At 63.4% G+C, this 22,321-nt stretch carries 28 protein-coding genes; 17 read left to right on the top strand and 11 right to left on the bottom strand.

Going from position 1 to position 22,321, the window contains the following annotated elements; translation table 11 throughout:
• Window positions 1-55 precede the first annotated feature (55 nt).
• Window positions 56-937 carry a carbohydrate ABC transporter permease gene (locus tag ACIQT2_RS21435; RefSeq protein ID WP_402950619.1) on the bottom strand — a complete coding sequence of 294 codons (882 nt, stop codon included), beginning with the start codon at window positions 935-937 and terminating at the stop codon, window positions 56-58.
• A complete protein-coding gene (locus tag ACIQT2_RS21430; protein ID WP_402950616.1) occupies window positions 934-1,932 on the bottom strand; it encodes a carbohydrate ABC transporter permease in 999 nt (332 codons plus the stop codon). Before ACIQT2_RS21430 ends, ACIQT2_RS21435 begins: the two co-directional genes overlap by 4 nt.
• Before the next feature lie 324 nt (window positions 1,933-2,256).
• On the opposite strand from ACIQT2_RS21430, the gene ACIQT2_RS21425 reads away from it, so the two are divergent.
• Both ACIQT2_RS21425 and ACIQT2_RS21420 read left to right on the top strand, forming a co-directional pair.
• Window positions 2,257-3,006: an MgtC/SapB family protein gene (locus ACIQT2_RS21425; protein WP_402950613.1), complete on the top strand. Its 750-nt coding sequence runs from the start codon at window positions 2,257-2,259 to the stop codon at window positions 3,004-3,006.
• A gap of 29 nt (window positions 3,007-3,035) precedes the next feature.
• Complete coding sequence (locus ACIQT2_RS21420; protein ID WP_402950610.1) at window positions 3,036-3,863, top strand: glycerophosphodiester phosphodiesterase; 828 nt, start codon at window positions 3,036-3,038, stop codon at window positions 3,861-3,863.
• A 145-nt stretch (window positions 3,864-4,008) separates the two neighbouring features.
• Here ACIQT2_RS21420 and ACIQT2_RS21415 read toward each other — a convergent pair whose 3' ends face one another.
• From ACIQT2_RS21415 to ACIQT2_RS21405, 3 genes are all read right to left on the bottom strand, one after another.
• Window positions 4,009-4,308, bottom strand: coding sequence for a DUF4193 domain-containing protein (locus ACIQT2_RS21415; RefSeq protein WP_402950607.1), 300 nt, complete (start codon window positions 4,306-4,308; stop codon window positions 4,009-4,011).
• 318 nt (window positions 4,309-4,626) lie between these two features.
• Complete coding sequence (locus tag ACIQT2_RS21410) at window positions 4,627-5,361, bottom strand: hypothetical protein (RefSeq protein ID WP_402950604.1); 735 nt, start codon at window positions 5,359-5,361, stop codon at window positions 4,627-4,629.
• A 229-nt stretch (window positions 5,362-5,590) separates the two neighbouring features.
• On the bottom strand, window positions 5,591-6,229 hold the full coding sequence (locus tag ACIQT2_RS21405; protein ID WP_402950602.1) for a DUF6318 family protein: 639 nt from the start codon (window positions 6,227-6,229) through the stop codon (window positions 5,591-5,593).
• A 295-nt stretch (window positions 6,230-6,524) separates the two neighbouring features.
• Between ACIQT2_RS21405 and ACIQT2_RS21400 the strand changes: the two genes are divergently transcribed.
• The 8 genes from ACIQT2_RS21400 to ACIQT2_RS21365 all read left to right on the top strand — a co-directional run bounded on the left by ACIQT2_RS21400 (window position 6,525) and on the right by ACIQT2_RS21365 (window position 10,910).
• On the top strand, window positions 6,525-6,986 hold the full coding sequence (locus ACIQT2_RS21400) for a hypothetical protein (RefSeq protein WP_402950599.1): 462 nt from the start codon (window positions 6,525-6,527) through the stop codon (window positions 6,984-6,986).
• A 105-nt stretch (window positions 6,987-7,091) separates the two neighbouring features.
• Entirely contained in the window at window positions 7,092-7,538 is a 447-nt protein-coding gene (locus tag ACIQT2_RS21395; protein ID WP_400335507.1) for an Asp23/Gls24 family envelope stress response protein, read from the top strand.
• A complete protein-coding gene (locus tag ACIQT2_RS21390) occupies window positions 7,535-7,726 on the top strand; it encodes a DUF2273 domain-containing protein (protein WP_021471114.1) in 192 nt (63 codons plus the stop codon). Before ACIQT2_RS21395 ends, ACIQT2_RS21390 begins: the two co-directional genes overlap by 4 nt.
• Window positions 7,723-8,103, top strand: coding sequence for a hypothetical protein (locus tag ACIQT2_RS21385; protein WP_400335504.1), 381 nt, complete (start codon window positions 7,723-7,725; stop codon window positions 8,101-8,103). Before ACIQT2_RS21390 ends, ACIQT2_RS21385 begins: the two co-directional genes overlap by 4 nt.
• A complete protein-coding gene (locus ACIQT2_RS21380) occupies window positions 8,100-8,750 on the top strand; it encodes a DUF6286 domain-containing protein (protein WP_400335502.1) in 651 nt (216 codons plus the stop codon). The genes ACIQT2_RS21385 and ACIQT2_RS21380 overlap by 4 nt, the downstream gene beginning before the upstream one ends.
• Window positions 8,747-9,358 carry a hypothetical protein gene (locus ACIQT2_RS21375; protein ID WP_402950595.1) on the top strand — a complete coding sequence of 204 codons (612 nt, stop codon included), beginning with the start codon at window positions 8,747-8,749 and terminating at the stop codon, window positions 9,356-9,358. Before ACIQT2_RS21380 ends, ACIQT2_RS21375 begins: the two co-directional genes overlap by 4 nt.
• A gap of 173 nt (window positions 9,359-9,531) precedes the next feature.
• Window positions 9,532-9,867 (top strand): hypothetical protein, encoded by a 336-nt coding sequence (locus ACIQT2_RS21370; RefSeq protein ID WP_402950593.1) that lies wholly within the window; start codon window positions 9,532-9,534, stop codon window positions 9,865-9,867.
• 329 nt (window positions 9,868-10,196) lie between these two features.
• A complete protein-coding gene (locus tag ACIQT2_RS21365) occupies window positions 10,197-10,910 on the top strand; it encodes a DNA alkylation repair protein (protein WP_402950590.1) in 714 nt (237 codons plus the stop codon).
• Here ACIQT2_RS21365 and ACIQT2_RS21360 read toward each other — a convergent pair.
• Complete coding sequence (locus ACIQT2_RS21360) at window positions 10,907-11,311, bottom strand: multiprotein-bridging factor 1 family protein (protein WP_400335494.1); 405 nt, start codon at window positions 11,309-11,311, stop codon at window positions 10,907-10,909. The two genes, ACIQT2_RS21365 and ACIQT2_RS21360, sit on opposite strands and share 4 nt — an antisense overlap.
• 256 nt (window positions 11,312-11,567) lie before the next feature.
• Here ACIQT2_RS21360 and ACIQT2_RS21355 point away from each other — a divergent pair, with 256 nt between their 5' ends.
• The 5 genes from ACIQT2_RS21355 to ACIQT2_RS21335 all read left to right on the top strand — a co-directional run bounded on the left by ACIQT2_RS21355 (window position 11,568) and on the right by ACIQT2_RS21335 (window position 16,345).
• On the top strand, window positions 11,568-12,860 hold the full coding sequence (locus tag ACIQT2_RS21355; protein ID WP_397326220.1) for an ABC transporter substrate-binding protein: 1,293 nt from the start codon (window positions 11,568-11,570) through the stop codon (window positions 12,858-12,860).
• A gap of 86 nt (window positions 12,861-12,946) precedes the next feature.
• Entirely contained in the window at window positions 12,947-13,966 is a 1,020-nt protein-coding gene (locus ACIQT2_RS21350) for a carbohydrate ABC transporter permease (protein ID WP_397326219.1), read from the top strand.
• A 1-nt stretch (window position 13,967) separates the two neighbouring features.
• Complete coding sequence (locus ACIQT2_RS21345) at window positions 13,968-14,852, top strand: carbohydrate ABC transporter permease (protein WP_400335492.1); 885 nt, start codon at window positions 13,968-13,970, stop codon at window positions 14,850-14,852.
• The gene (locus ACIQT2_RS21340) at window positions 14,849-15,124 is read left to right on the top strand and encodes a hypothetical protein (RefSeq protein ID WP_400335490.1); all 276 of its coding nucleotides are present in this window, start codon (window positions 14,849-14,851) and stop codon (window positions 15,122-15,124) included. The genes ACIQT2_RS21345 and ACIQT2_RS21340 overlap by 4 nt, the downstream gene beginning before the upstream one ends.
• 168 nt (window positions 15,125-15,292) lie before the next feature.
• A complete protein-coding gene (locus ACIQT2_RS21335) occupies window positions 15,293-16,345 on the top strand; it encodes a LacI family DNA-binding transcriptional regulator (protein WP_402950586.1) in 1,053 nt (350 codons plus the stop codon).
• Between the two features lie 6 nt (window positions 16,346-16,351).
• Here ACIQT2_RS21335 and ACIQT2_RS21330 read toward each other — a convergent pair whose 3' ends face one another.
• The 5 genes from ACIQT2_RS21330 to ACIQT2_RS21310 form a co-directional block, all read right to left on the bottom strand.
• Window positions 16,352-17,251, bottom strand: a complete 900-nt coding sequence (locus tag ACIQT2_RS21330) for a hypothetical protein (protein ID WP_402950583.1) — start codon at window positions 17,249-17,251, stop codon at window positions 16,352-16,354.
• A 37-nt stretch (window positions 17,252-17,288) separates the two neighbouring features.
• Window positions 17,289-18,095: an exodeoxyribonuclease III gene (locus tag ACIQT2_RS21325; RefSeq protein WP_402950580.1), complete on the bottom strand. Its 807-nt coding sequence runs from the start codon at window positions 18,093-18,095 to the stop codon at window positions 17,289-17,291.
• Window positions 18,096-18,176: 81 nt separating this feature from the next.
• Window positions 18,177-18,743 carry an HdeD family acid-resistance protein gene (locus tag ACIQT2_RS21320; protein ID WP_402950577.1) on the bottom strand — a complete coding sequence of 189 codons (567 nt, stop codon included), beginning with the start codon at window positions 18,741-18,743 and terminating at the stop codon, window positions 18,177-18,179.
• 54 nt (window positions 18,744-18,797) lie between these two features.
• On the bottom strand, window positions 18,798-19,424 hold the full coding sequence (locus tag ACIQT2_RS21315) for a response regulator (protein WP_402950574.1): 627 nt from the start codon (window positions 19,422-19,424) through the stop codon (window positions 18,798-18,800).
• The gene (locus ACIQT2_RS21310; protein ID WP_402950572.1) at window positions 19,421-20,599 is read right to left on the bottom strand and encodes a sensor histidine kinase; all 1,179 of its coding nucleotides are present in this window, start codon (window positions 20,597-20,599) and stop codon (window positions 19,421-19,423) included. The genes ACIQT2_RS21315 and ACIQT2_RS21310 overlap by 4 nt, the downstream gene beginning before the upstream one ends.
• 186 nt (window positions 20,600-20,785) lie before the next feature.
• Here ACIQT2_RS21310 and ACIQT2_RS21305 point away from each other — a divergent pair, with 186 nt between their 5' ends.
• Both ACIQT2_RS21305 and ACIQT2_RS21300 read left to right on the top strand, forming a co-directional pair.
• A complete protein-coding gene (locus ACIQT2_RS21305) occupies window positions 20,786-21,361 on the top strand; it encodes a heme-binding protein (protein WP_402950569.1) in 576 nt (191 codons plus the stop codon).
• A 39-nt stretch (window positions 21,362-21,400) separates the two neighbouring features.
• Window positions 21,401-22,174 (top strand): ankyrin repeat domain-containing protein, encoded by a 774-nt coding sequence (locus tag ACIQT2_RS21300; protein ID WP_402950662.1) that lies wholly within the window; start codon window positions 21,401-21,403, stop codon window positions 22,172-22,174.
• The last annotated feature ends 147 nt before the right edge of the window (window positions 22,175-22,321 follow it).

Raw genomic sequence — 22,321 nt, 5'->3', positions numbered from 1 at the left:
GGCTGCCTTTCTGTTGGGTAATGGCTCTGTTGCGTGATGCTGTGGTCCTGCTGCCTTAGCCGGTGACTGACCCCTGGGTCAGACCGGAGACGATGTACCTTTGGAGCGCGGCGAAGATGATCAGGATTGGTACCAGGACAATCACGGCGCCGGCCATGAGCATGCCCCAGTTCTGGGTGCTGCCCTCGCTGTTCACCAGCTGGGTGAGGCCGACGGGAAGGGTCATCATGTCAGGGTGGTCGGTGACGATCAGCGGCCAGATGTACTCGTTCCACTCCGAGACAATGGTCACCAGCGCCACGGTGGCGATGCTGGGCACCGAGACCGGAACCACGATCTGCCACAACTTCCGCCAGTGTCCGGCACCATCGATTTCCGCGGATTCCAGGATGGCCTGTGGCAAGGTCAGGAAATGCTGGCGCAACAGGAACGTTCCGAATGCCGTTCCCAAGCCGGGGAGGATGATGCCCCAATACGTGTTCAGCCCGCCCATGCTGGCGATCAACACATAGTTGGGCAGGACGGAAACCTGCGGCGGTACCATGAGGGCCACGAGGATCAGCAGGAAGATGACCCGCTTGAACGGGAACCTGATGAACACCAACGCGTAGGCCGTGAACACGGCCAGGACGCACTTGAGCGTTGAGCCGACGGCGGTCACGATCACGCTGTTGAGGAAGAACCGCGGGAACGGAACGGTGGATGTTGCTTCCACGTAGTTCTGCAGGTTCGGATTCTTGGGCAGAATCGCCAAATCCGTGGTGACAATCTCGCCGGGTGCCTTGAGCGAGGACAGCACCATCCACAGCAGGGGGACGAAGACCACCAGCGTAGCGAGGATGAGGGGAACGTAGCCGGCAGCAATGGTTTTTCCGATGTTCTGCCAGGACAGGGGCTTGGTCCGTTCCTGGAAGACGTCCGCGGATTGGGCACTCATGAGTAATGGACCTTTCGCTCAACGAACCGCAATTGGACCGCCGTCATGACCAGCAGGCCGAGGAACAGGACCACGGAGATGGCGGCTGAATACCCCGCCCTGTTGTAAGAACCGAAGGCTTGCAGGTACGACTCGAAAATCAACGTACTGGTCCCGTTTCCGGACGGCGTCATGATCCTGATGATGTCGAAGGCCTGAAGGGAGCTGAGCAACGAGGTGATCAGCAGGAAGAACGTTGTGGGGGACAGGAGCGGGACAACGATTGAACGGAAACGTCGGAAACTCGAGGCTCCGTCCAGTGCGGCGGCCTCCATCAGCTGGGGCTGGATTGACTGGAGTCCTGCAAGGTACACCACGGCGCAGTAGCCAAGGTTCTTCCAGACGTACACCACGATCACCATGACCAGGGCCAGCTTGGGGTCGTTGACCCACTGAGGACTGGCCTGACCCAAGGAGCGGAGGAACCAGGACAGGGCTCCGTAGGTGGGATCGAAAATGAAGAGCCACACCAGGCCGACGCCAACGCCGGAGAGCACATACGGAGCAAACACCACGGCCCGGGCAAACGTGCGCCCCTTGAGTTTCTGGTTGAGGGCCAGCGCGATCAGGAGTCCCAGAGCCATGGCCCCGCCGACCGTGATGGCGGTGAAGATGGCCGTGGTGCCCAGGACTGTTGGCGCGTCCGAGGACGTAAAGAATTCCACATAGTTACCCAGGCCCACACTGGTGGCGTTCGCTGCGCCCAAGGTCCAGTCCAAGGTGGAGAAATAGAAGTTGGTTAGCAGTGGGCGGTACGTGAACAGCACTATGAGTATCACGTTGGGGGCTGCGAACAGGACGAAAGTCCAGGCATCGCGGCGGGTGCGGCCATTCCAGCGGCGGTTCTTCGGCGGACTGGACGGCCGTACACCGGCTGACCCGGGATCTGCCCTGCCGCTTTTGCCGGACGACGGGGGCGCACTCTTGCCCCCAGGATTTGCGTCAACAACGCTCACCACAGACCTCTGACTTCATTGTCCTTGCCGTCTGGGGGCAGCGTTCATCGAGGTTGGAAGGGTCAAAGGGGCATTTGACCGGACAATCTAACCTTTCGTCTTGTGCCAAGCTACAGACTGCGGGCTCGATGCGCAAGATGCCGGTGAAGGCCCTACTGCCAGAGCGCTGGCATCAATGTGCTAATGTCCTTACAAATCTAGCAAGTGTAGATTTTTCAAGAACTGTGCGTGATGTCCTGGAATTCCTCCAGCCCCTGGGTTCCGGCTTGGACGGTCACGCCACAGAAAAGGGCTCTTGGTCGAAATTCCGAACAGGAGCAGAGATTGATTTTCAGTGCGGAAACCCAATGGTGGCAGATGTGCGTGGCCCTCGCGGTAGCGCTGCTGCTGTCCACTGCGATTGGTTTCGAACGCCAGAGCAAGAATAAGTCCGCAGGCATGCGAACCCACGCCATGGTTGGCCTCGGTGCTGCTTTGTTCATGGTGGTGAGCAAGTACGGGTTCAGCGACGTGCTGATGGTGGACCTTGTGCGGCTGGACCCCTCAAGGCTCGCTGCACAAGTGGTTTCGGGCATCGGCTTCATTGGAGCCGGCCTGGTGTTTGTGCGGCGCAACCAAGTGCGCGGACTCACCACGGCGGCGTCCATCTGGGTCACGGCGGCCGTGGGAACGTCGGCCGGGGCAGGGCTGGTGTGGCCCGCAGTCTTCGTGACCGCGGCGCACTTTGTCATTGTGTACGCCTACCCCGTGATGTCCCGGAAATTGCGCTTCGGTTTACCAGGCCGCTGGGTACTGCGCGTCACCTACCTTGATGGAGTGGGGGCGCTTCGCGATGTGCTCAGCACCTGCACGGAAGAGGGCTTCCAGGTACAGGGATTTACAACCACCCGCGGTTCCGGCGAAACGAAACGTGTTGTTGAGCGACTTATACAGCGGGATGAAGCAACGATTACCGCCGAATTCGTCGAGATTGAACTCGAAATCGAAGGCTCCGCGGCTCCGTCCACCATCGTCAGCAGGCTTTCGCAGCTCGGCTCCGTCACCGAGGTCTCCTTGGTTGACGAGGCCGAATAGCGGAATCCCTTCGCTCTAAGGAGAGACCCATGATTGAAATTCAAGGGCATCGCGGGGTCCTCGCGACGCGGCACGGAAACACCTTGGCCGGATTCGTCGAAGCGCTGCGGCTGGGGGTGGGTGCTATCGAGGTGGACATCTGGCTCACGGCCGACGGGCAATTGGCGCTCCGCCATGATGCCGTGGTCGGTTCACTCGACATCCGGGAGGCCTTGCTGCGGGAGGCCGCGGTGGAGATTCACGCTGCCACGACAACCTCGGTTGACGTGGAGTCCAGGACGCCCACCCTCGAGGAACTGCTGGCCCTCCTGCGTTTTGCCGGGGCTGGGGAAGTGGTTCTGGATATCGAGGTGAAGACTGACAATGCCCCCTGGAACGACTACGGCCAGACGATGGTGGCTGCCCTGGCCAAGGTGTTGAAGGTCCACGAGCACGAACAGGCACTTCGTGTCCGCAGCTTCGATCCGCAGATCATCTGTGCCATGGCCGCGATGCTCCCGGGTATCCCCATGGTGGCTCTGTGTCGGGAGGTCGCCATTGCCTCTCTTAGGCTGTATCCGTTTGAGCCATTCGCCCTGATCGAGGCCGCGCTTGCGACAGGTGCCTCTGCGGTAGCGCCGGAAGTCGGGCTTCTCAGTTCCGAACTCGTGGCCAGGGCACACACCGCTGGCCTTGCCGTGTATCCGTGGACGTTGGTCACGGCCCAGCAGATCGTCGAGGCCGTGGGTCTGGGTGTGGAAGGCGTGTGCGTTAACGACGTCTCAATGGCCCGCGAATCCTTGGCCGGGCTGGGGCTGGAATTGCCGGTTTCCCGGCCCATCGCCCTGCCCATGCTTGAGTCCGGGCGCCTTTGGTAGGGGCTCGTTTAGCAGGGATAGGCCTCGCTGGAAGGATCGCTGGAAAGTGGGCGGCCGGTGGAGCGAACCAGCATCGACTGGAGTTGGCCGGCGGGAATCAACGGCGGCCGGAAGCCTGCCTCCGGCCGATGGAGCCGCGATCCGCCTAACCCTCGCACTCCGTGCAGTAGAGCAACCCGCCCTTTTCCCGCGCGATCTGTGACCGGTGGTGGACCAGGAAGCATGAAGAGCAGGTGAATTCGTCCTCTTGCGCCGGGACGACGTTGACGATCAGCTCCTCGGCGATGAACTCGCCGGCAGGGCCGCTGGAGTCGGCCTCGTCGCTTTCCTCTACTTCCAGGACTGCGGTCATCGCCGTGGGGGCTTTCGCCGTCTGAAGTGCCTCGAGGGATTGTTCCTGGGCTTCTTTGACCTCTGGACGCAGGTCGTCGTAATCCGTTGCCATGACTGCGCTCCTTTTCAACGTTCGGGCGAGCCGATGTGTCGGCTCGGTGTTCATTGTAAGCATGCTGATGATTTAGGCAAGTCCTGCAGTAGTTTGCGATGCGGCCCTGCGGGTGTCTCTGTCTCATATCAGGCCGGGCGGAGGTCCCGCGCCGGTGTTCCTTCGCGACCTACTTTGGGCCCGGTTGGTGGGTCTTTCCCGCGTTCTGGGCGCGTTTGGGGGCCAATGTTGGTCGTGGCGGTACGGAGTGACTGTGGGGGGTGCCGTGAGAGGTGCGTGCTTCTTCGGTGGTGTTGGTTTCCAATGGTGCCGGCTTCGTCAGTGCTTGGTTGGGGTGTTTGTGCCGGGGCAGCCCCAGGAGTGGGGGTTTTCTTCGCAGGTGTCGGCGACGAGGGCTGTTTCTGTTTTCCAGACGTGAATGGTTTTGGGTGTGGTGGTGAGGGTGAGGGTTCCGTTGATGGGCAGGGGTGGGCCGTTGTTGACGGAGTAGGTTCCGGTGTAGGTGATGGTCAGGATGGCGGGGTAGTTGCCGGTGGTTGTGTAGGTGTGGCTGGTGCGGGTCTCCGTGGTGAGCCAGGCGTTGGCGGGGATGGGGTAGCCGGCGGCGGGTGTGGGTCCGAGAGTTTGGCCGTCGCCGAAGGTGTAGGTGTAGGTGGCGGGTGTTGCAGTGAGGTGGACCGCTTGGCCGAGCATGGTGGTATCGAAGTGTTGGTCGGTGGTGGTGGTGTAGAAGTTGGTGGGTCCGCCTTTGAGGGTGTTGGGGAAGGGTTGTGCTTCGAGGGTTCCGGGGTTGACGGGTAATTGTTGGAAGTCGGTGAGGATCCGGGCTGCGATATCGGCGAGGACGTTCTGAGGTTCGGTTCCGTAGAGACACGTTGGACCACTGACGGGTGGGTAGTCCGTCCATTGAGGGTTGGTGATGGCTTTGGGTGCCTGCCGCCAGATGACGGGTGTGCCTTCTGGGCCGCCGGGTGTTTTGGGTGGGCATTGAAGGGTCAGGCACCCGCGGTCCGGGGTGTCCGTTCCGCCTGCACGGCAGTGAACATCGGCCATGTACTGGTTAGGATCCTCGGCCCCTTCTTGCGTGTCCGACGACACGCTTGGGCGCAATTGGCCGCTCTCAGGATCGATATGGAAACGAACGCCCAGATCTATACCTCGATCGCCAGCGTTGTTTACCGCCCACACGTCGTCAGCTGCGGCAATTTGGCCTATCGATGTGAGAACTGTCGCCAGAACGATTGAAAGAGTAACCAGCGAGCGTGGACGGCCGATCCCTGGCTTACGCGATGACGCCAAGGTCTACCACCGTCCATCGGTTATCTCCGTATGTAGCAAACAGTGCGAAGGCGTCATTTGATGCTTCGGATCGGGCCCGCCCGGCGCTGCCATCAGGGTTGTGATAGTCGATTGCATCCTGAATTACCTGCACCTTGGACCACTGTCGCGTCGCCCCGTCGATCCATTGGTGCTCCACAGTGGCAACGGTAATCCGCCCACCGGATAACCATCGCCCGTTCCGGTAGCCGTCATCCCCGGATTCCCGAAGTCCCAGACAAAGCCTGCACTCCTGCACAAACAGGGGAAGCCAGCCCGACATGTCACCGGTCTCGTCGACGTAGGAGAGTTGCGCGTACCAATACCGGATAAACGCCTCCAGCCCTTCCTTCGTGTTCTCCTTCGCTAAGGCGGGCATCACCGGCACCGGCACGTTCTGGGCCTTGCCCGTCGCATCCGCTGGCTTGTACACGCCGGACTGCGAGGGCGTGCCTGCAGTTGAGGCCCCCGCAGTGCCGGGCGCGGGCGTTCCCGGCGACGAAGAGCCCGGCGCCGACGAGCGTGGGGCGGGCGGCGCCGTCGTCGTGCTTGTTTCGAAAGGGGTGCCGCCTTGGCAGCCGCCCAACAGCAGCGCGGCGGACACGGCCAAGACGATAGTCCGGATCCAGAGAGATCCCTGGTCAGGCAGGAATTGGGCAAAGGAATGGTGTGGCATGACAGGCTCCCCAGCGGCTGTTGTGGCGTAGTGCTGGCCAGTCTAGGCAGGCCGCGCTCAGGGACTCATCCCGGAAAAGCGGGTATGTGGATAACCCGGCTCTGGTCAGTGCACGTGGGCTGGCGTAGTCTTGCCTCGCCTGTTCGTCATCGCACACATCCAAACGGGGGACACCATGGTCACGATCAGTAGGTCACGTACGTCGAAATTGCTTGGAATTCTTGTGGGGACTGCGCTGGCCCTCAGTGCCTGCGCGTTCCCGCTGCCCATCCCTACACCCACACCAACCACCAGCGCGTCGGCCCAACCGAATGCTGCCCCCTCGGTGGGGGTTCCTTCCACCAGCCCAACCACGGGTACCGGCGCCGGCACGGGTTCAGCCAACGGCCCCTACGGTGAATTCACGTCATTGTCCGAAGCCTGTGTTTCCGTCAGCGCTGCCATGTTGAGCGTGACGCTCCTTCCGCTGGCGGCCTTGGTTGGCGGCAAGCCGGAGGACATTGAAAAGGCCAAGCAGGAACTATCCCAAATGCAGGACAAAGTGCCCGATGAACTGAAACCGAGTTTCGAAAAGCTGCGGGCTTTTACGGAGTCGGCAGGCACGGATTTCAGCAAGTACGGGGAACCCGAGTTCGAGGAACTGATGAAGCCGATCGAGGACTGGATGGATAAGAACTGCAAGTAGCTGCGCCGCGCACTCCCTTCTCTCACAAAGCGTCGGAGGCAGGCGCTAGGGTGGTATTCAAGAGAAGGGGAGTGCTCCGTGTCAGATCATTTGTCAGATCAGAGCGTGCCAGGTCAGGAGTTGCGGCTGGATCCTGTGCCCGAGGCAGAGGTCCTGGGAACCGGACGCACCATCATCTCCGAGGCCGCCGTCGCCAAAGTGGCGGGCATAGCCGCCCGGGCCGTTCCCGGCGTCTATTCCCTGGGCTCGGGTCCATCGCGTGCCCTCGGCGCCATCCGGGACGCTGTTGGCAGTTCGGACCACGCTGCCGGCGTCCGCGCTGAAGTTGGCGAGACCCAGGTTGCCGTGGACATCAACCTGGTGGCGGTCTACGGACACCCGCTCCACGGCGTCGCCAACCAGGTGCGGGCCGCGGTCTACCGCGCCGTCGAAGAACTGGTGGGCCTGCAGGTCATCGAAGTGAACATCGAGGTCACCGACGTCTACATCGCTCCGCCGCCAAAGCCTGCGGGAGCCAGGACAGGATCGGTGGAGAGGGAGGCACTCCAATGAGCATGACCGTGGTGGGCATCGCCATCGGAGCTTTCGTGGCGTTCATGTCCTTCCAGTTTGGGTTCTGGGGTTTCGTCATTTCCTTGCTCTTCATGGGCATCGGCGCCCTTCTGGGACGCGCGGCGGACGGCAAGCTCGATCTCCGCAGCGTCCTCGACGCCATTACGGGTCGGCGCTCGTCGTCATGAGCGTGGCTGAGGCTGTGGAACCCACCACCAGCCTGGCCGGCCACAACCGGATCAGTACCCAGGCTCTGACATCGTTGGCCCAAGCTGCGGCCGCTGAAGCGCTTGGTGTCGCCCCCGGCGACATCCGCGCAGACTGGTCGGACGACGACGGCCTGCTGGCTTTGTCCATCGTGGCACCTATCAGCGTGCCTTCTTTGAGTGAAGTACTGCGCCAGCCCCAACGGGTCCAAGGATTTGGTGGTTCGATCTGGGACCGTGCTGTCTCTGCCAAAGCGAAGGTGCTGGACAGTGTCACACAGCTCAGCGGCTCCCAGTTGAGCCGTGTGGATATAAGGATCAGCGGCGCGCAGGTCACGGAAGGAGGCCGGGTCCAGTGACCCAGGACCAGGAAACAGGGCTCCTACCACAGGACGTAAACCCGACTGATCCGCGTCAGACCGTGGCCGGTGAGGACCCGGCCATGGGCAGGATCCTGCGCCGGGAAACGCACTCGTCCCGTGCCGGAGCGGCAGGGATTGCGGCGGTCCTGGTGATCCTGCTGTGCGTCTATGCGCTTTTGGAATCCGGCGTGCGTGCGGTGGGACAGCCCCCGTGGCTGATCGATCCCGGGACGGCCGCCGAACGCATCATCGCCCTTCCCGCCGGGATGCAGCCGCTCCTCCTTGGTGCCGCCGGTGCCGTGATCGCCATGGTTGGTTTGTTCTTCTTCCTTCATGCCCTGCTGCCTGGCAGGCGGGCGAGGCATTTGCTCCGGGACCCGCGGATCGCCGTCGTGGTTGACGACGAAGTCCTGGCCTCGGCGTTGGCCCGCCGCGCGCGGGCGGCCGCCAACGTGACTCCTGAACAGGTGATGGTGGTGGTGTCGCAGCGGCTGGTTGTGGTGAATGTCAGGCCGACGTCGGGTAGCCGGGTCAGCGAGGAGGCGGTCCTTTCGGCGGTACGGGCCGAACTCGAAGAAATGTCGCCGGTGCCCATGCCGGATGTCCGGGTGAACCTGGGGACCTCGGGGGTGATCGGCGCATGAACGGAACACCGCGGGCGCTGAACCGGGTGCTGCTTTTCATCATTGGAGCCAAACTTTTGGCCATTGGGCTGCTGCTGGTCCTCCTGGCCACGGTTCCTGCTGTGGCCTCCTGGTGGCACGGCTGGGCGGCCTCCGCCTGGGCCGGAGCTGAAGAGGCCTTCCGCCAAACGCGCTTCCCAGGTCGCGAGGAAAGCTGGCTGTGGATTGTCGCGGGCCTGATCCTGGTTGCGGTGATTGCGGTCATGGTCGCCTGGCTCTCGCAACAGGGCAAAGGGCGCGCGAACCTTTTGGTGACGGGCGACGACGACAGCCACGTTCCGGGGTCGGTCCGGATTGGCGGGGGCGTAGCGGAGCAGGCGTTGCGTGCGGCTTTGGCGGAACGCACGGACCTTGCCGGCTCGTCCGTGGCTACGTATGAGGTGAAGGGCCAGCCGGGATTACGGATCCGGATTCAGCCCCGGCAAGGCGTGGCTCCCCATATCCTGGCCGCGGAAATCTCCCAAATGGTTGAGGCCTTGGATCTGGTCATCGGGAAAAAGACGCCTGTGTTGGTACATATGGTTTCCGGGGCACGGGCGCGGTTTACCAAGGCAGAGCGGGTCCGCTGAGCCTGGCCCGGCGGACGATTGTTGCGTTGATGGGGTCCGGCGTTGCCAAGCCGCTGTTTTTGCCCATAGTTTGAAAGGGCAGGGGGAAAGGCTCCCTTGGCACGTTGAGGCCGGCCCGGAGTGAACGTCAGCCGTGCGTGGTCCTCGTTCCAACCGTCACAGAGGAGAACACCATGAGTGAAGAAACCACGGGAGCAGCGGCAGCAGGAGACGCTGCCGAAAACGCCAAGGAATTCGCTGGCGAGGCCTTGGAGAATGCCAAGGAATTTGCGGGCGACGCAGTGGAGAATGTCAAGGAATTCGCTGGAGATGCCGCTGAAAATGTGAAGGAATTCGCCACGGATGCTGCAGAAAACGTGAAGGAATTCTTCTCGGGCGATGTCGGGGAAAACGCGAAGGAACTCGCCGGCGATGTGGCTGAAAAGTCAAAGGAAATCGCTGGCGACGTAGCCGAAAACGTCAAAGGACTTGGTTCCAAGATTGCCGGATTGTTCAAGGGCGAAAAGTAAGCCGCACCGTCCGGAATGATGGCGGTCCATGGTCAACGGGAATCCCGGGGCGATGGGCCGCCGTCGTGCGTTTGCGGGCGGGCTGACCCGTCCCGGTGAGGCAAGTACGGTATCCCGGTGAGGCTAGTACGGTATCCCGGTGAGGCACGTACGCTAACGGTGTGTCAGTGCGCTGACGTGCCAGTGCGTTGTCGCAGCCTCGCAGCCTCGCAGCCTCGATGCCTGAGCACCTCCGCAGCTTCAGCGAGTCCGCTTCCTCCATGCCACCGCCGCCTACCGACGCTCCCAGTAGGCTGGGACCCACAGACTTCATGAACAGGAGGCCAGGGATGGCCGGAACAACAGTGGCCGAAGCGACTTCGCCCGCATCCCCGGCGCATGCCGCCGTCGTGGCCGAGGTAATGGCGGAACTTGCGGCCCTTGAGGATCCGCGATCACGCGAGGTCAATGAGAGGCACGGCGACGATCACGCCGTCAATCTGAGCAAGCTGCGCGCGGTAGCCAAGCGGTTGAAGACCCAGCAGGAACTTGCGCTGGATCTCTGGGCCACGGACGATACGGCTGCGAAGTTGCTGGCGCTGCTGATTTGCCGGCCAAAGGCCTTCGAGCGCGAAGAGCTGGACGCAATGCTGCGTGCCGCGCGGACGCCGAAGGTGCATGACTGGCTGGTCAACTACGTGGTGAAGAAGAGCCCCCACGCCGAGGAGTTGCGCCGGGAATGGTTCGACGATCCGGACCCTGTGGTCGCCAGCGCAGGGTGGGCGCTGACTTCCGAATGTGTGGACAAGTCCCCCGGGGGGCTAAAGCTTGAGCGACTCCTGGACATCATTGAGCAGGATATGAAAGATGCTTCTCCACGCCTGCAGTGGGCCATGAACACCTGCCTGGCCCAGATCGGGATCGAGCACGCGGAACTCCGGCCCAGGGCGCTGGATATCGGAGAGCGGCTGGAGGTGCTCAAGGATTACCCGACGCCGCCGAACTGCACCTCCCCCTTCGCGCCCAGCTGGATCAACGAGATGGTGCGCCGGAAGTCACTTTAGTCCCTGGTGCGCTGCATCATGCGGTAGGTCAGTTCGGCAAGGAGCTCCTCATCGCTGAGGTGGGCTGCCTTGGCGATGGGTGCGGCCGGTATGCCGATGTAGGGATTGGCCAGGGGGCGGGCGCCGTCGCTGCTCCGCATATCGTCCGGAGTGATCTGGTCCGGCGCGAACGTGGATTTGCCCTTGAGGACCTCGGACACTGAGCCCGCACGCCAACCCAGGGCGTGTTCAAGCTTGCGCTGGTTGATCTCCTGGGTGCGTCGCGTGCCCGATTCGAGGGTGCGCACGGTCTTGATGGCGGTTCCGGCCTGCTTGGCCAACTGCACTTGACTCAGCCCTTGGGCCAGCCGTTCTTCCTTGATGAGGCGGCCGATGGTCTGGAGTGCTTCGAATTCATCCACGCTTCCCACTGTTCCATAGGCAACCTTGGGCAATCAAATCGAACTTTGTCGTCACGGAGTCGTCTGTACGCCTCCGACGGTGCTATCGCGCGGGCGTGCGCCTACCAAAATCCCCAACAATCAGGCTGCTTGGTATCGTTGTGATTAACTTCGGTGTAAGCGCTTGCATTGCGTCGGGGTACCTCGCTAGTGTGAGCCTCACCACATCAACCGCATCGCGGAAATTACCTGGTCCACTCACCGAGGAGTTCCCAGCATGAAATCGAAGAAGTACCTTCTTCCGGCAGCGATCGCCGGAGTCCTTGCCATGTCCCTCAGCGCGTGTGGCGGCGGGGGCGGAGGCGGCGGCTCGAGCACCGGCGGTGCGAGCGGCGACGCAGCCAACAACCTCGACGGCCGCGGGCCGATCACGTATGTGCAGGGCAAGGACAACAGCAACGTTGTCCGCCCCCTCATCGATAAGTGGAACGCCGCACACCCGAACGAGAAGGTGACGTTCAAGGAGCAGTCGGACCAGGCTGACCAGCAGCACGACGACCTCGTCCAGAACTTCCAGGCGAAGAACGCCAACTACGACGTCATGAGCGTCGACCTCATCTGGGTTGCTGAATTCGCGGCAAAGGGCTGGCTGCAGCCTCTCAAGGACAAGACTGCCATCTCAACTGACGGCATGCTCGAATCCACCGTCAAGAGCGCCACCTACAACGGAACCCTGTACGCAGCTCCGCAGAGCTCGGACGGCGGCATCCTGTACTACCGCGGCGACCTCGTCACCACCCCGCCCAAGACCTGGGACGAGATGATGAAGATGTGCGATATCGCCAAGCAGAACAACATTGGCTGCTACGCGGGCCAGTTCGCCAAGTACGAGGGCCTGACGGTTAACGCGGCAGAAGCCATCAACTCCGCCGGCGGCAAGATCGTGGACGATTCCGGAAAGGCGGCCGTCAACTCCGCTGAAGCCAAGGCGGGCCTCAACAACCTGGTCCAGGCTTACAAGGACGGAAACATCCCCACCGAGGCCGTGACCTTCCAGGAAGAGCAAGGACGCCAGGCGTTTGAAGCCGGCAAGCTCCTCTTCCTCCGCAACTGGCCGTACGTCTACAACCTGGCCAAGACCGACGGTTCCTCCACGGTGAAGGACACCTTCAAGATGGCTCCCCTTCCGGGCAAGGACGGCCCCGGTGCCTCCTCGCTGGGTGGTCACAACATCGCCATGAGTGTCTACTCCAAGAACAAGGCGACCGTTGCGGACTTCATCAAGTACATCACCAGCGAAGAGACCCAGCGCTTCTACGCCACCCAGGGCTCCCTTGCCCCGGTCCTGACCAAGCTGTACGACGATCAGGAACTGGTCACCAAACTGCCATACCTGCCGGTCCTTAAGACGTCCATCGAGAACGCTGTTCCGCGTCCCGTGACGCCGTTCTACCCGGCCGTCACCAAGGCCGTCCAGGACAACGCCTATGCAGCGCTCAAGGGTGAGAAGACCGTGGACTCGGCCATCTCCGACATGCAGTCGGCAATTGAGTCGGCCGGAGCCAAGTAACCACCCCGGCCCTCGTCCGGCCGTCTGCCCTCAAGGGCGGACGGCCGGACTCCGGCAACGGCCTTCTCCCTGACAGGAGTCTTGTCATGTCAACAGAACTACAAAAACCGCAGACGACGTCGGCTGCCGAACACAAGATGCCCGGGCGCGAAAGCGCGGACCGCAAGCAAGTAACACAGGGACGCTGGGCCTCCACGCTCCTGGCTCCATCACTGATCCTCCTGGCGATCGTGATCATCTATCCGGTGGTCAACGCCATCATCATGTCGTTCCAAAAGGATTCCGGCCTGGACCCCGCCACCGGATTCTTCTCCGAGGGTGGTCCCGCCGGCTTCGACAACTACGTTCACTGGCTGGCGCAGCAATGTACCGCGCCCGGAGGCGGAGCGGTCGCGTGTCCTCCGGGCACCCTGGGCGCCCAATTCTGGGACTCCATGGGGACCACGTTCTTCTTTACCGTGGTCACCGTTGCCTTTGAAACGGTGCTCGGCTTCTGGATGGCCATCATCATGGCCCGCGCTTTCCGTGGCCGCAGCCTGATCCGTGCAGCCGTGCTGGTTCCGTGGGCCATCCCGACGGCCGTCACGGCCAAGCTCTGGTTCTTCATCTTCGCTTTCGAAGGCATCGCCAACAAACTGTTCGGCACCCAGATCCTCTGGACCGGTTCTGAATGGCCCGCCAAATGGGCCATCATCATTTCGGATGTTTGGAAGACGACCCCCTTCATGGCACTGCTGATCCTGGCAGGCCTGCAACTGATCCCGGACGAGGTCTACGAGGCCGCCAAGGTGGACGGTGCGTCCACGTGGCAGCGCTTCCGCCTGATCACCCTTCCGTTGGTGAGGCCGGCGCTCATGGTCGCCATCCTGTTCCGTGTGCTGGACGCCCTCCGTATGTACGACCTTCCTGCCATCATGACCGGTGGCGCCAACGGCACCACCACCCTGTCCATCCTGGTGGTCCAACAAATCAGGCAAGGATTCAATTCGGCGGCGGCGCTATCCACCATCACCTTCATAGTCATCTTCCTTGTGGCCTTTATCTTTGTGAGATTCCTAGGGGCCAACGCGGTCGATGCCGCGTCATCGTCCGGAAAGGCGAAGTGACATGGCAACAGCCACAGCAACAAGGTCTTCCACAGCTCCCTCTGAACGGCCGAAGCGTCCATTCAACTGGGGTTCGTTCCGTACCTACGTCAGCGCAATCGTCATCCTGATCTGGTGCCTCGCGCCGTTCTACTGGATGATCGTCACGGCCTTCCGTGATGTTGGATTTACCTTCGACACCACGCCGTTCTTCACGCACTTCACCTGGGACAACTTTGCAACCGTCTTCGACGAGAGCCTGGGCAACCACTTCGGCAAGAACCTGCTGAACAGCTTGTTCGTGGGTGCCGTAACCACGATCATCGCCTTGATCGTAGGCGTGTTTGCCGCCTATGCCTTGGCCCGGTTGAACTTCCGGTTCAAGTTCCTGGTGCTCGGCTTCATCCTGGGGGCCTCGATGTTCCCGGGCGTCGCCTTGGTGACCCCGCTCTTCCAGCTGTTCACCAACATCGGCTGGATGGGTACCTACCAGGCGCTGATCATCCCAAACATCTCGTTCGTGCTCCCGTTGACGGTGTACACGCTGACCTCGTTCTTCCGGGAGATGCCGTGGGAGCTTGAAGAAGCTGCCCGCATCGACGGCTGCACGCAAGGCCAGGCCTTCCGCAAGGTGATCCTGCCGCTCGCGGCTCCGGCCACCTTCACCACGGCCATCCTGGCGTTCATCTCGGCATGGAACGAATTCCTGATCGCGAGCCAGTTGTCCAACGACGACACCAGGACGGTCACAGTGGCCATCGCCTACTTCGCCGGCTCGCAGCCGCAGCAGGAGCCTTACACCGCCATCATGGCAGCGGGCACTGTGGTCACGGTGCCGCTGGTGATCCTGGTGCTGGTCTTCCAGCGTAAGATCGTCGCCGGCCTCACGGCAGGTGCAGTGAAGTGAGCAGCCCTGCAAGCCGGCGCCAGCAAGCTGCGGCGGCCCGGAAAGTCGATCCGCATACCAAGCGCGTGCGCTCCGGCGAGGATTTCGACATCATCATCGGGCTCCTGGGTTTCTGGGCGTTGGTCCTGTTGGCCGTCACGGTGTACATGGAACTTACGGCCCAGCCCGCCTTGGGCTGGGCCCTGGGCCTCCTGGCCACTGTCCTTGCGTTGTGGGGCATGATCCGGCTCCGCCGCAAACTCCCGGAAAGGACGTCCCGGCGACTCAATTGACCCGGCGCCCCACCTGACGCGGCGCCACAATCGAACAGCACCTCAACTTAACAGTGGGTCGACATCAAGCCGTGCAAAATCGGTGAAGGGCACACAGGCGGATAGGCTTAACGACGCCGTCTGGGAGGAGCCCTCGGCCTTCGGCATGCACCTAATGAGGGGGCTTTAGTGGCTAAAACGAACGAACGGTCCCAGCGCGGTGGCCATACGGGCGTCAGCATCGAAGACGTCGCAGCCGCCGCCGGGGTATCCACAGCGACAGTTTCCAGGGCTGTGCGCGGACTGCCACGGGTCTCACCCGCAACCCGCGAGAAGATCCTTGAGGTAGCGGCCTCGCTGGGCTACGTCGCCAGTTCTTCCGCTTCAGGCCTGGCTACCGGGCGGACGCGAACCATCGGAGTGCTGGCTCCTTTCGTGAGCCGCTGGTTCTTCTCCAAGGCCATCGAGGGAGCAGACCGGGAATTGCACTCGCGCAAGTACAACCTGTCCCTGTTCAACCTCGGCGGCCACGGGAGCAATCGTGAGCGGCTGTTCAGCTCCACCATGGTCTACAAGCAGATCGACGCCCTCCTGGTGCTTTGCATGGCGCTGAGCGAGGAAGAACTGGAACACCTCCACAAGATCGACATTCCATTGGTGGTGGTTGGCGGTCACGTCGAGGACTGCGCCTACATAGGAATTAACGACTACGATGCGGCTTCCACCGCCGTGCGCCACCTGCTGGACCTGGGGCATAAGGACATCGCGTTACTGCACGGCGACGACGAAACGGACTTGAACTTCGATGTTCCCCGCGTCCGTATCCGCGCCTTCCAGGAAGTCATGTCCGACGCCGGACTGGACGTCCGTCCCGAATGGGACGAGTGGGGGGACTTCACCGTGCCCAGCGGACAGCAGGCCTTCAACCGCTTGTGGAGCCAGCCCGGCCGGAAGCCGACGGCGATTTTCTGTTCGTCGGATGAAATGGCCATGGGCGTCATTTTCGAGGCGGCTCGCCACGGGGTGCGGGTACCCGAGGACTTGTCCGTGATCGGCATCGACGACCACGATTTCTCGGCATCCCTGGGCCTGACCACGGTAGGACAGCGGCCCGACAACCAAGCCGAGTTGGGCACCAGGATGCTGCTTGACGAACTCGACGGCCATGCCGGGGCCGTCCGCTCGCAGACGGCTCCGCACGAGTTGATCGTCCGCGAGACAACTGCCCCGCCCTGCCGGTAGGGAAAGCTAGGAGGCCCGGGCCAGTTGCCGGATGGGGATCCAGCGCGAGGCCAGGCGCCTGTATGCCGCAGCCGCCCCTGTCATGTCACCTTCGGCCAGGCACTCGATGCCGAGGCGCACATCCATGGGGGATTCGTCCGGATACACCTTGTCCGCCACGGCCCCGTAGTCCAGTTCCACCATGGACTGGACGTGGAAGAGTTCCAGCCATTCGGTGAGCTGGGTGAGATCGTCCAGCATGTCCAGGTCCGGTGCTGCCAGGGCAAGGTGGGCCACGGCGAAGCGTGCCCGGTCCAGTGCTTCGGTGAGCGGGGTCCACACCCGGACGGTGACAATGTGTCCGTCCGACTCCACAACGTCCTTGCGGTCCGACTCAGCGAAGAGCGAGAACCAGCTGAAGGGGATGCCCCACGTCGAGGCACGGGTGTGGACGCGCTTGGCGTCGTCCCCGGCGTTGATGCGGTCAATCCGGACCTGGTGCCTGTCGCGCTGCGAGACCGGAATCAGCAGGTCCGCGAGCGGGCTGTGCACCCCGTCCATGAGGGCGTTTGCCGCCAAGCCGGCCCGGATCACCAGTTGGCTGGGGCAGTAAAGCAGGCGACCGGCGTCGTTCGCTGGCGTCTCTTCACCGGAGTCAACCGGTGCGGCGTGCCGCCCGTTGGGGACGCGGGTCATGCGCACAAGGTCGGTTCGTCCGGTCGGAAACGGGTCGCCGCCGGTGCGCGTGATGCGTCCCAGAGAGGCCTGCAGTTCCGCATTTTCGACGGCGGCCCGGGAACCGATCCTGCCCCCGTCCGCCACGAGCTGGCGCTGCTGTTCTGCAGGAAAGGCCTCGAGCGGCTCGTAGATCCGCAGCGAAGACGAAAAGGGCAGGCCGGCCTGGCCCCTGTACAGGTTTCCACTCATGTCCAGCCAGCCCCTTTCACTCCGAGTCGTTGGGTGGTTAGTCCGCGAGTTCCACAATCACGGGAGCGTGGTCAGAGGCGCCCTTGCCCTTGCGCTCCTCGCGGTCGATCGACGCGCCAGTAACCCGGGCGGCCAGCGGCGCCGAAGCGAGGCAGAAGTCGATACGCATGCCTTCCTTCTTGGGGAAGCGCAGCTGCGTGTAGTCCCAGTAGGTGTAGACGCCGGGACCCGGGGTGTAGGGGCGGACGACGTCGGTAAAGCCGGCGGTTTCGAAGGCGTGGAACGCAGCGCGCTCCGGTTCGCTGACGTGGGTGAAGTTGTTGTCGCGGAACAGTTGGATATCCCACACATCGTCGTCGAACGGTGCGATGTTCCAGTCACCCATGAGGGCGATCTGGGCGTTGGGATCTGTCTGGACCCATTCGGCAGCCTGGCCCTGGAGTACTTCCAGCCACTTGATCTTGTACGGCATGTGCTCGTCGTCGAGCGAACGGCCGTTGGGCACGTAGAGGCTCCAGACACGGATGCCGCCGCACGTTGCCGCGATGGCGCGGGCTTCCTGGGCAGGGTTCTTGCCCGCTTTGCCGAAGGCCGGCTGGTCGATGAAGGTCCGCTCCACGTCTTCCAAGCCCACCCGGGAGGCGATGGCTACGCCGTTCCACTGGTTGACGCCGAAATGGGCTACCTCGTAGCCCATGCGCTCGAAGAGCTCCCACGGGAAGTTGTCGTCCTTGCATTTGGTCTCCTGGATGGCCAGGACATCGCAGTCGCTGCGCTCAAGCCAGGCTTCCACGCGGTCGGCGCGGGCACGGAGGGAGTTCACGTTCCAGGTAGCTATCTTCACAGCCACTAACTTACCGAACTTGGGGCCTCGCGCATCCCCTTCGAAAGGATTGCTACCGGTCCGGACGCTCTGCGACCCGGGTCAGTTGGCGTAGACCAAGGGGCTTCGTGCGCCCCGGCGGAGCCTGATGCCGCACACGATCAGGAGCAGTCCGGCGATCACGGCAAACGCGGCCAGGAAGCCCGCCATGGCAAGGAACCCGAGGCCCGGGTTGACGATCACCAGCAGCCCGAAGAGGGCCGTCACCACACCGGTGAGCAGCCAGACAGGCCAGCCGCTCATAGTGCTTCGGGCCGCGAAGGCCAGGATGATTTCGGAGACGCCCAGGATCAGCGCCCACAATCCGATCAACACTGCCAAGGCAGCCGCCGTCATACCGGGCCAGGCGACGGCCACAAGGCCCGCGGCGATGGAAATGAAGCCGCCGATCAGGGACCACCGGGAATGGCGGGAGGGATCGTAGAAGTAGTGGGCAACATTGGTGAGGCCGTCGACGATCGCGAAGACGCCGAACACGAACACCAAAGCGAAAACGGTGGACACGGGAAGGGCTGCGATGGCGAAGCCGAACAGCACAGCCAGGATCCCGCGGAACAGGAGTGCCGTTCCGGAATGCTTGAACATCTTGCGTCCTGAGGCGTCGGACATAGCGCCAGTTTAAGCCAAAGTCCCTGCCGGAGATATAGCTGAAGTCCGGGAAACTCAGCGCATTCCTTCACGCCGGATCGCCGTGGCGATGGCGGCGGCGCGGGTTTCCACGCCGAGCTTGGCGTAGATGTGGGCAAGGTGCGTTTTGACGGTGGCTTCGGAGATGAACAGCCGTTTGCCCAGGTCGCGGTTGCTGAGGCCCTGGGTGAGGAGGCTGAGCAATTCCGCCTCGCGCGGCGTAAGGATCTCGTCCGGATTGCGGAGTTGCTGGAACAGCCTGGAGGCCACGGGTGCACTCATGACGCTCTTGCCCTGCACGGCCCCGCGGACGGCGGCGAAGATCTCCTCCGGTGCCGCGTCCTTGAGCAGGTAGCCCATGGCGCCCGCATCCACGGCCCGGACAATGTCCGCGTCGGAATCATAGGTGGTGAACACAATGATCGCCTGCCGCGGATTGCGCTGCCGCACCTGCTTGATGGCCTCGATCCCGTCCATGCCGGGCCCCATGGCCAGGTCCATCAGGATCACGGCCGGGGAATGCGCTTCGGCGGCCTGCAATGCTTCCTCGCCGGAGGCGGCTTCGGCGACGACGGCGATGTCCGCCTGGGTGCCAAGCAGCGCCTTGAGTCCGCTCCGGACCACGGTGTGGTCATCCACAAGGAGCACGGAGATGGTGGTCACGGGGTCTCCTCCGGAGAGCGTAGGGGCAACTGGGCCGCGATGATGGTGCCTTCGCCGGGTGTGCTTTCCACGGACAATTGTCCGCCCAACTGTTCCACCCGCTGCCGCATGGCCCGCAGCCCGTACCCTCCGGCTTCCGACGGGGCAGGCACCGCTCCGGGATCAAAGCCGCGGCCGTCGTCGTACATGTCCAAAGTGACCGCCCCCGGAAGGTAACCGAGGGTCAAGCTCGAGTGCCGGGCCTCGGCATGCAGGCCGATGTTGGCCGCGGCGCTCTGGGTGACGCGGAGCAGGGTGTGCCGAAGTTCCGGCGGGACGGCCCGGGGGTCACCGGTGACGTGAACGCTGATGGCGGGCACGTACTGCCTGGCCGCGTGCTCCAGGGCCTCTTCCAGTGGACCGGATTCGAGGCCCGGAGCCGAAAGTTCGTGGACCAGGCTGCGGGTATCTGCCAGGTTCCGGCGGAGGAGTCCGGTGGCCTTGAGCAGGTCATCCTGGGCTGACGGTTCAGGCCAGGAGCGCTGGGTTGCCTCCAGCAGGAGCAGGCTGCTGGCCAGGCCCTGCGTCACGGTGTCGTGGATCTCGCGGGATACGCGCTCGCGCTCGGCCGCAATTCCGGCAGCGCGCTCACTCGCGGCGAGCTGGTCCTGGGCCGTGGAAACGTCCGCCAGCAACTTCCGTTGCACAGCGGCGTCGCGCTCGATCTTGTCGTAGATCAAGGTCAGCAGAACGCCCGCGGCCAGCGGACCCAGCACCATGGCGACATCGGTCCAGTCGCTCAGGCGGAACAGCCCGACGGCGGTGGCGGCAGCCGTTGCGCCGCCGGCAACATACGCGGGCCAGCCGCGGAAAACGCTGCGGCAGAGGAAGAAGATGGCGAACGAGCACCACGCGAAGCTGGGCGCCACGATGACCAGCGCTGCCCAGGCTGCGAGCAGGGCGACCATCCACGGAAGCCACGGGCCGCGGTTCCGCCGGGCCAGGACGGCTGTTGCAGCGTAGAGGGCGCACACGGCCGCGGCCAGCGCGACGGCCCAGAGGTTGTCCGCGGGTGCGTGGCGCATGACGTACCGGACGCCCGAGGCGACCATGAGCACCGCAAAGCCGAGGTGGACCACTACGTCGATGCGGCCATCCAGGTGGCCGTCGAGCAGCGGCTTGGGGGCAGGTGTCATGGGTGGTTCCCGTTCGGTTGAGGGCGCTCTTTCCATGCTAGGTCCCGCACGGTTGCAGGTCTCTCCACCTTTTGGCTGATACCGCCGACGGAAAGGCTGAGCCCGGGACCGGCGGCTGGCCGATGTGGGCGCCGGGTGTTGGCCGGAAGCATGGAGATGTACCCAAGAACGTGCCAAGGAGAACCCATGAAGAAGTCCAACAAGATGATTGCCGCCGCCGCTGCCGGAGTACTGCTGCTCACCGGTGGGATCACGGCTGTGGCCAACGCTGTTGCCCCCGAAGCCGCGCCGGTCGTCGCTGCCGCCAAGGCTCCCGCCGAGGTCACACCCGCTGCAGAGAACGTGGTCGCCCAGAACCGCATTACCGTTGGTGCCTCCAGCAAGGCCGTCTATGCTGCGCTCGCCAAGTGCCAGGCGGACAAGCTTCCGTTCGTGACCGTTGCCTTGGTGGACCGCTTCGGCACCGTCCAGGCACTCCTCCGCGGTGACAACGCCGCCGAACACACCATCGAGGCCGCCAAGCAGAAGGCCTACACCGCCGCTGCGTTCGGCGCCCCCACCAGTGAACTGGCCAAGCGCATCAACGGCAACGGCCCGTCCATCGCCGACCTCCCCGGCACCCTCTTCCTGGCAGGCGGCGTGCCCGTCAAGGTCAACGGCGTCTCCGTGGCAGGCATTGGCGTCGGCGGTGCTCCCGATGGTGCCCTCGATGAAGCCTGCGCAACCGCGGGTGCCGAGGCGCTTGCCGCAGCGGCGAAGTAGCCTTTGGAGATGAAGTCCCCCTCCGGAGTTTTTGAACGGATGCTGCGCTCTTGGACGCGCTCTAAGAGTGTTTCTTGTACAAAAACGCCGGTGGTGGGGGCGGGGCTGCTGCTGATCGCCGGATTCGTGGCCGGCTGCGCCCCGGCTTCGCCTGCGGACCCGGCTGGTTCACCGACGGCCGGTTCGTCAGGCTCGACGGCGGTTTCCTCGCCTTCCGGCCCGGCCACCACTCAAGCAGCCCCCAGCCCAGCCGCAGCGTCGAGCGCCGGTCCCGGGCCGGCGTCGTCGGCTGTTGTGCCACCCAAACTGTCACCGGAGGCTCAAATGGAAACCGACCGGCTCCTGATCCTGGCCGCGAAAGCCAACGATCCTGCGCGGGTCCGTGAGTTGATCGCGGCTGGCGGCAACGTGAACGCGAAGGACGACATCCAGGACTCCGCCTTCCTCTACGCCGGAGCCGAGGGGTTCAACGAAGTCCTGCAGTTGACCTTGCAGGCCGGGGCCGATGTCCGCAGCATCAACCGTTACGGCGGCACTGCCCTGATCCCCGCGAGCGAGCACGGACACACGGACACCGTACGGATCCTGATCGCCGCCGGAGTGCCGGTGGACCACGTCAACAATCTGGGCTGGACCGCCATGCAGGAAGCGATCCTGCTCAACAACGGCGGACCCAAGCAGCAAGACGTGGTCCGGCAGTTGTTGGCCGCCGGAGCCGATCCGGATATCCGCGACCCGCAGGGCCGAACCGCCCTGCAGAACGCGGAGCGGCTCGGCTTTGCGGAGATCGCGGCGCTGATCCGGAACCGCTGACCCCGCCTGCCCTGTCGAACCCAACTGAGTCGCAGTAGAGCGCGTTTTGAGGGGGCGGAGTCAAGGGGTGGGAGCAACGCTGGGGGGTTAGGCCGCTTGTAGCAGCTGGTTAAGCCGGTTGGCTGGGGTTTCGAGGTTGAGGGTGGG

Origin of the sequence: Paenarthrobacter sp. NPDC090522 (assembly GCF_044769225.1) — a bacterium.
Taxonomy (GTDB): Bacteria; Actinomycetota; Actinomycetes; order Actinomycetales; family Micrococcaceae; genus Arthrobacter.
This window is presented reverse-complemented; position numbering and strand designations above follow the sequence as displayed.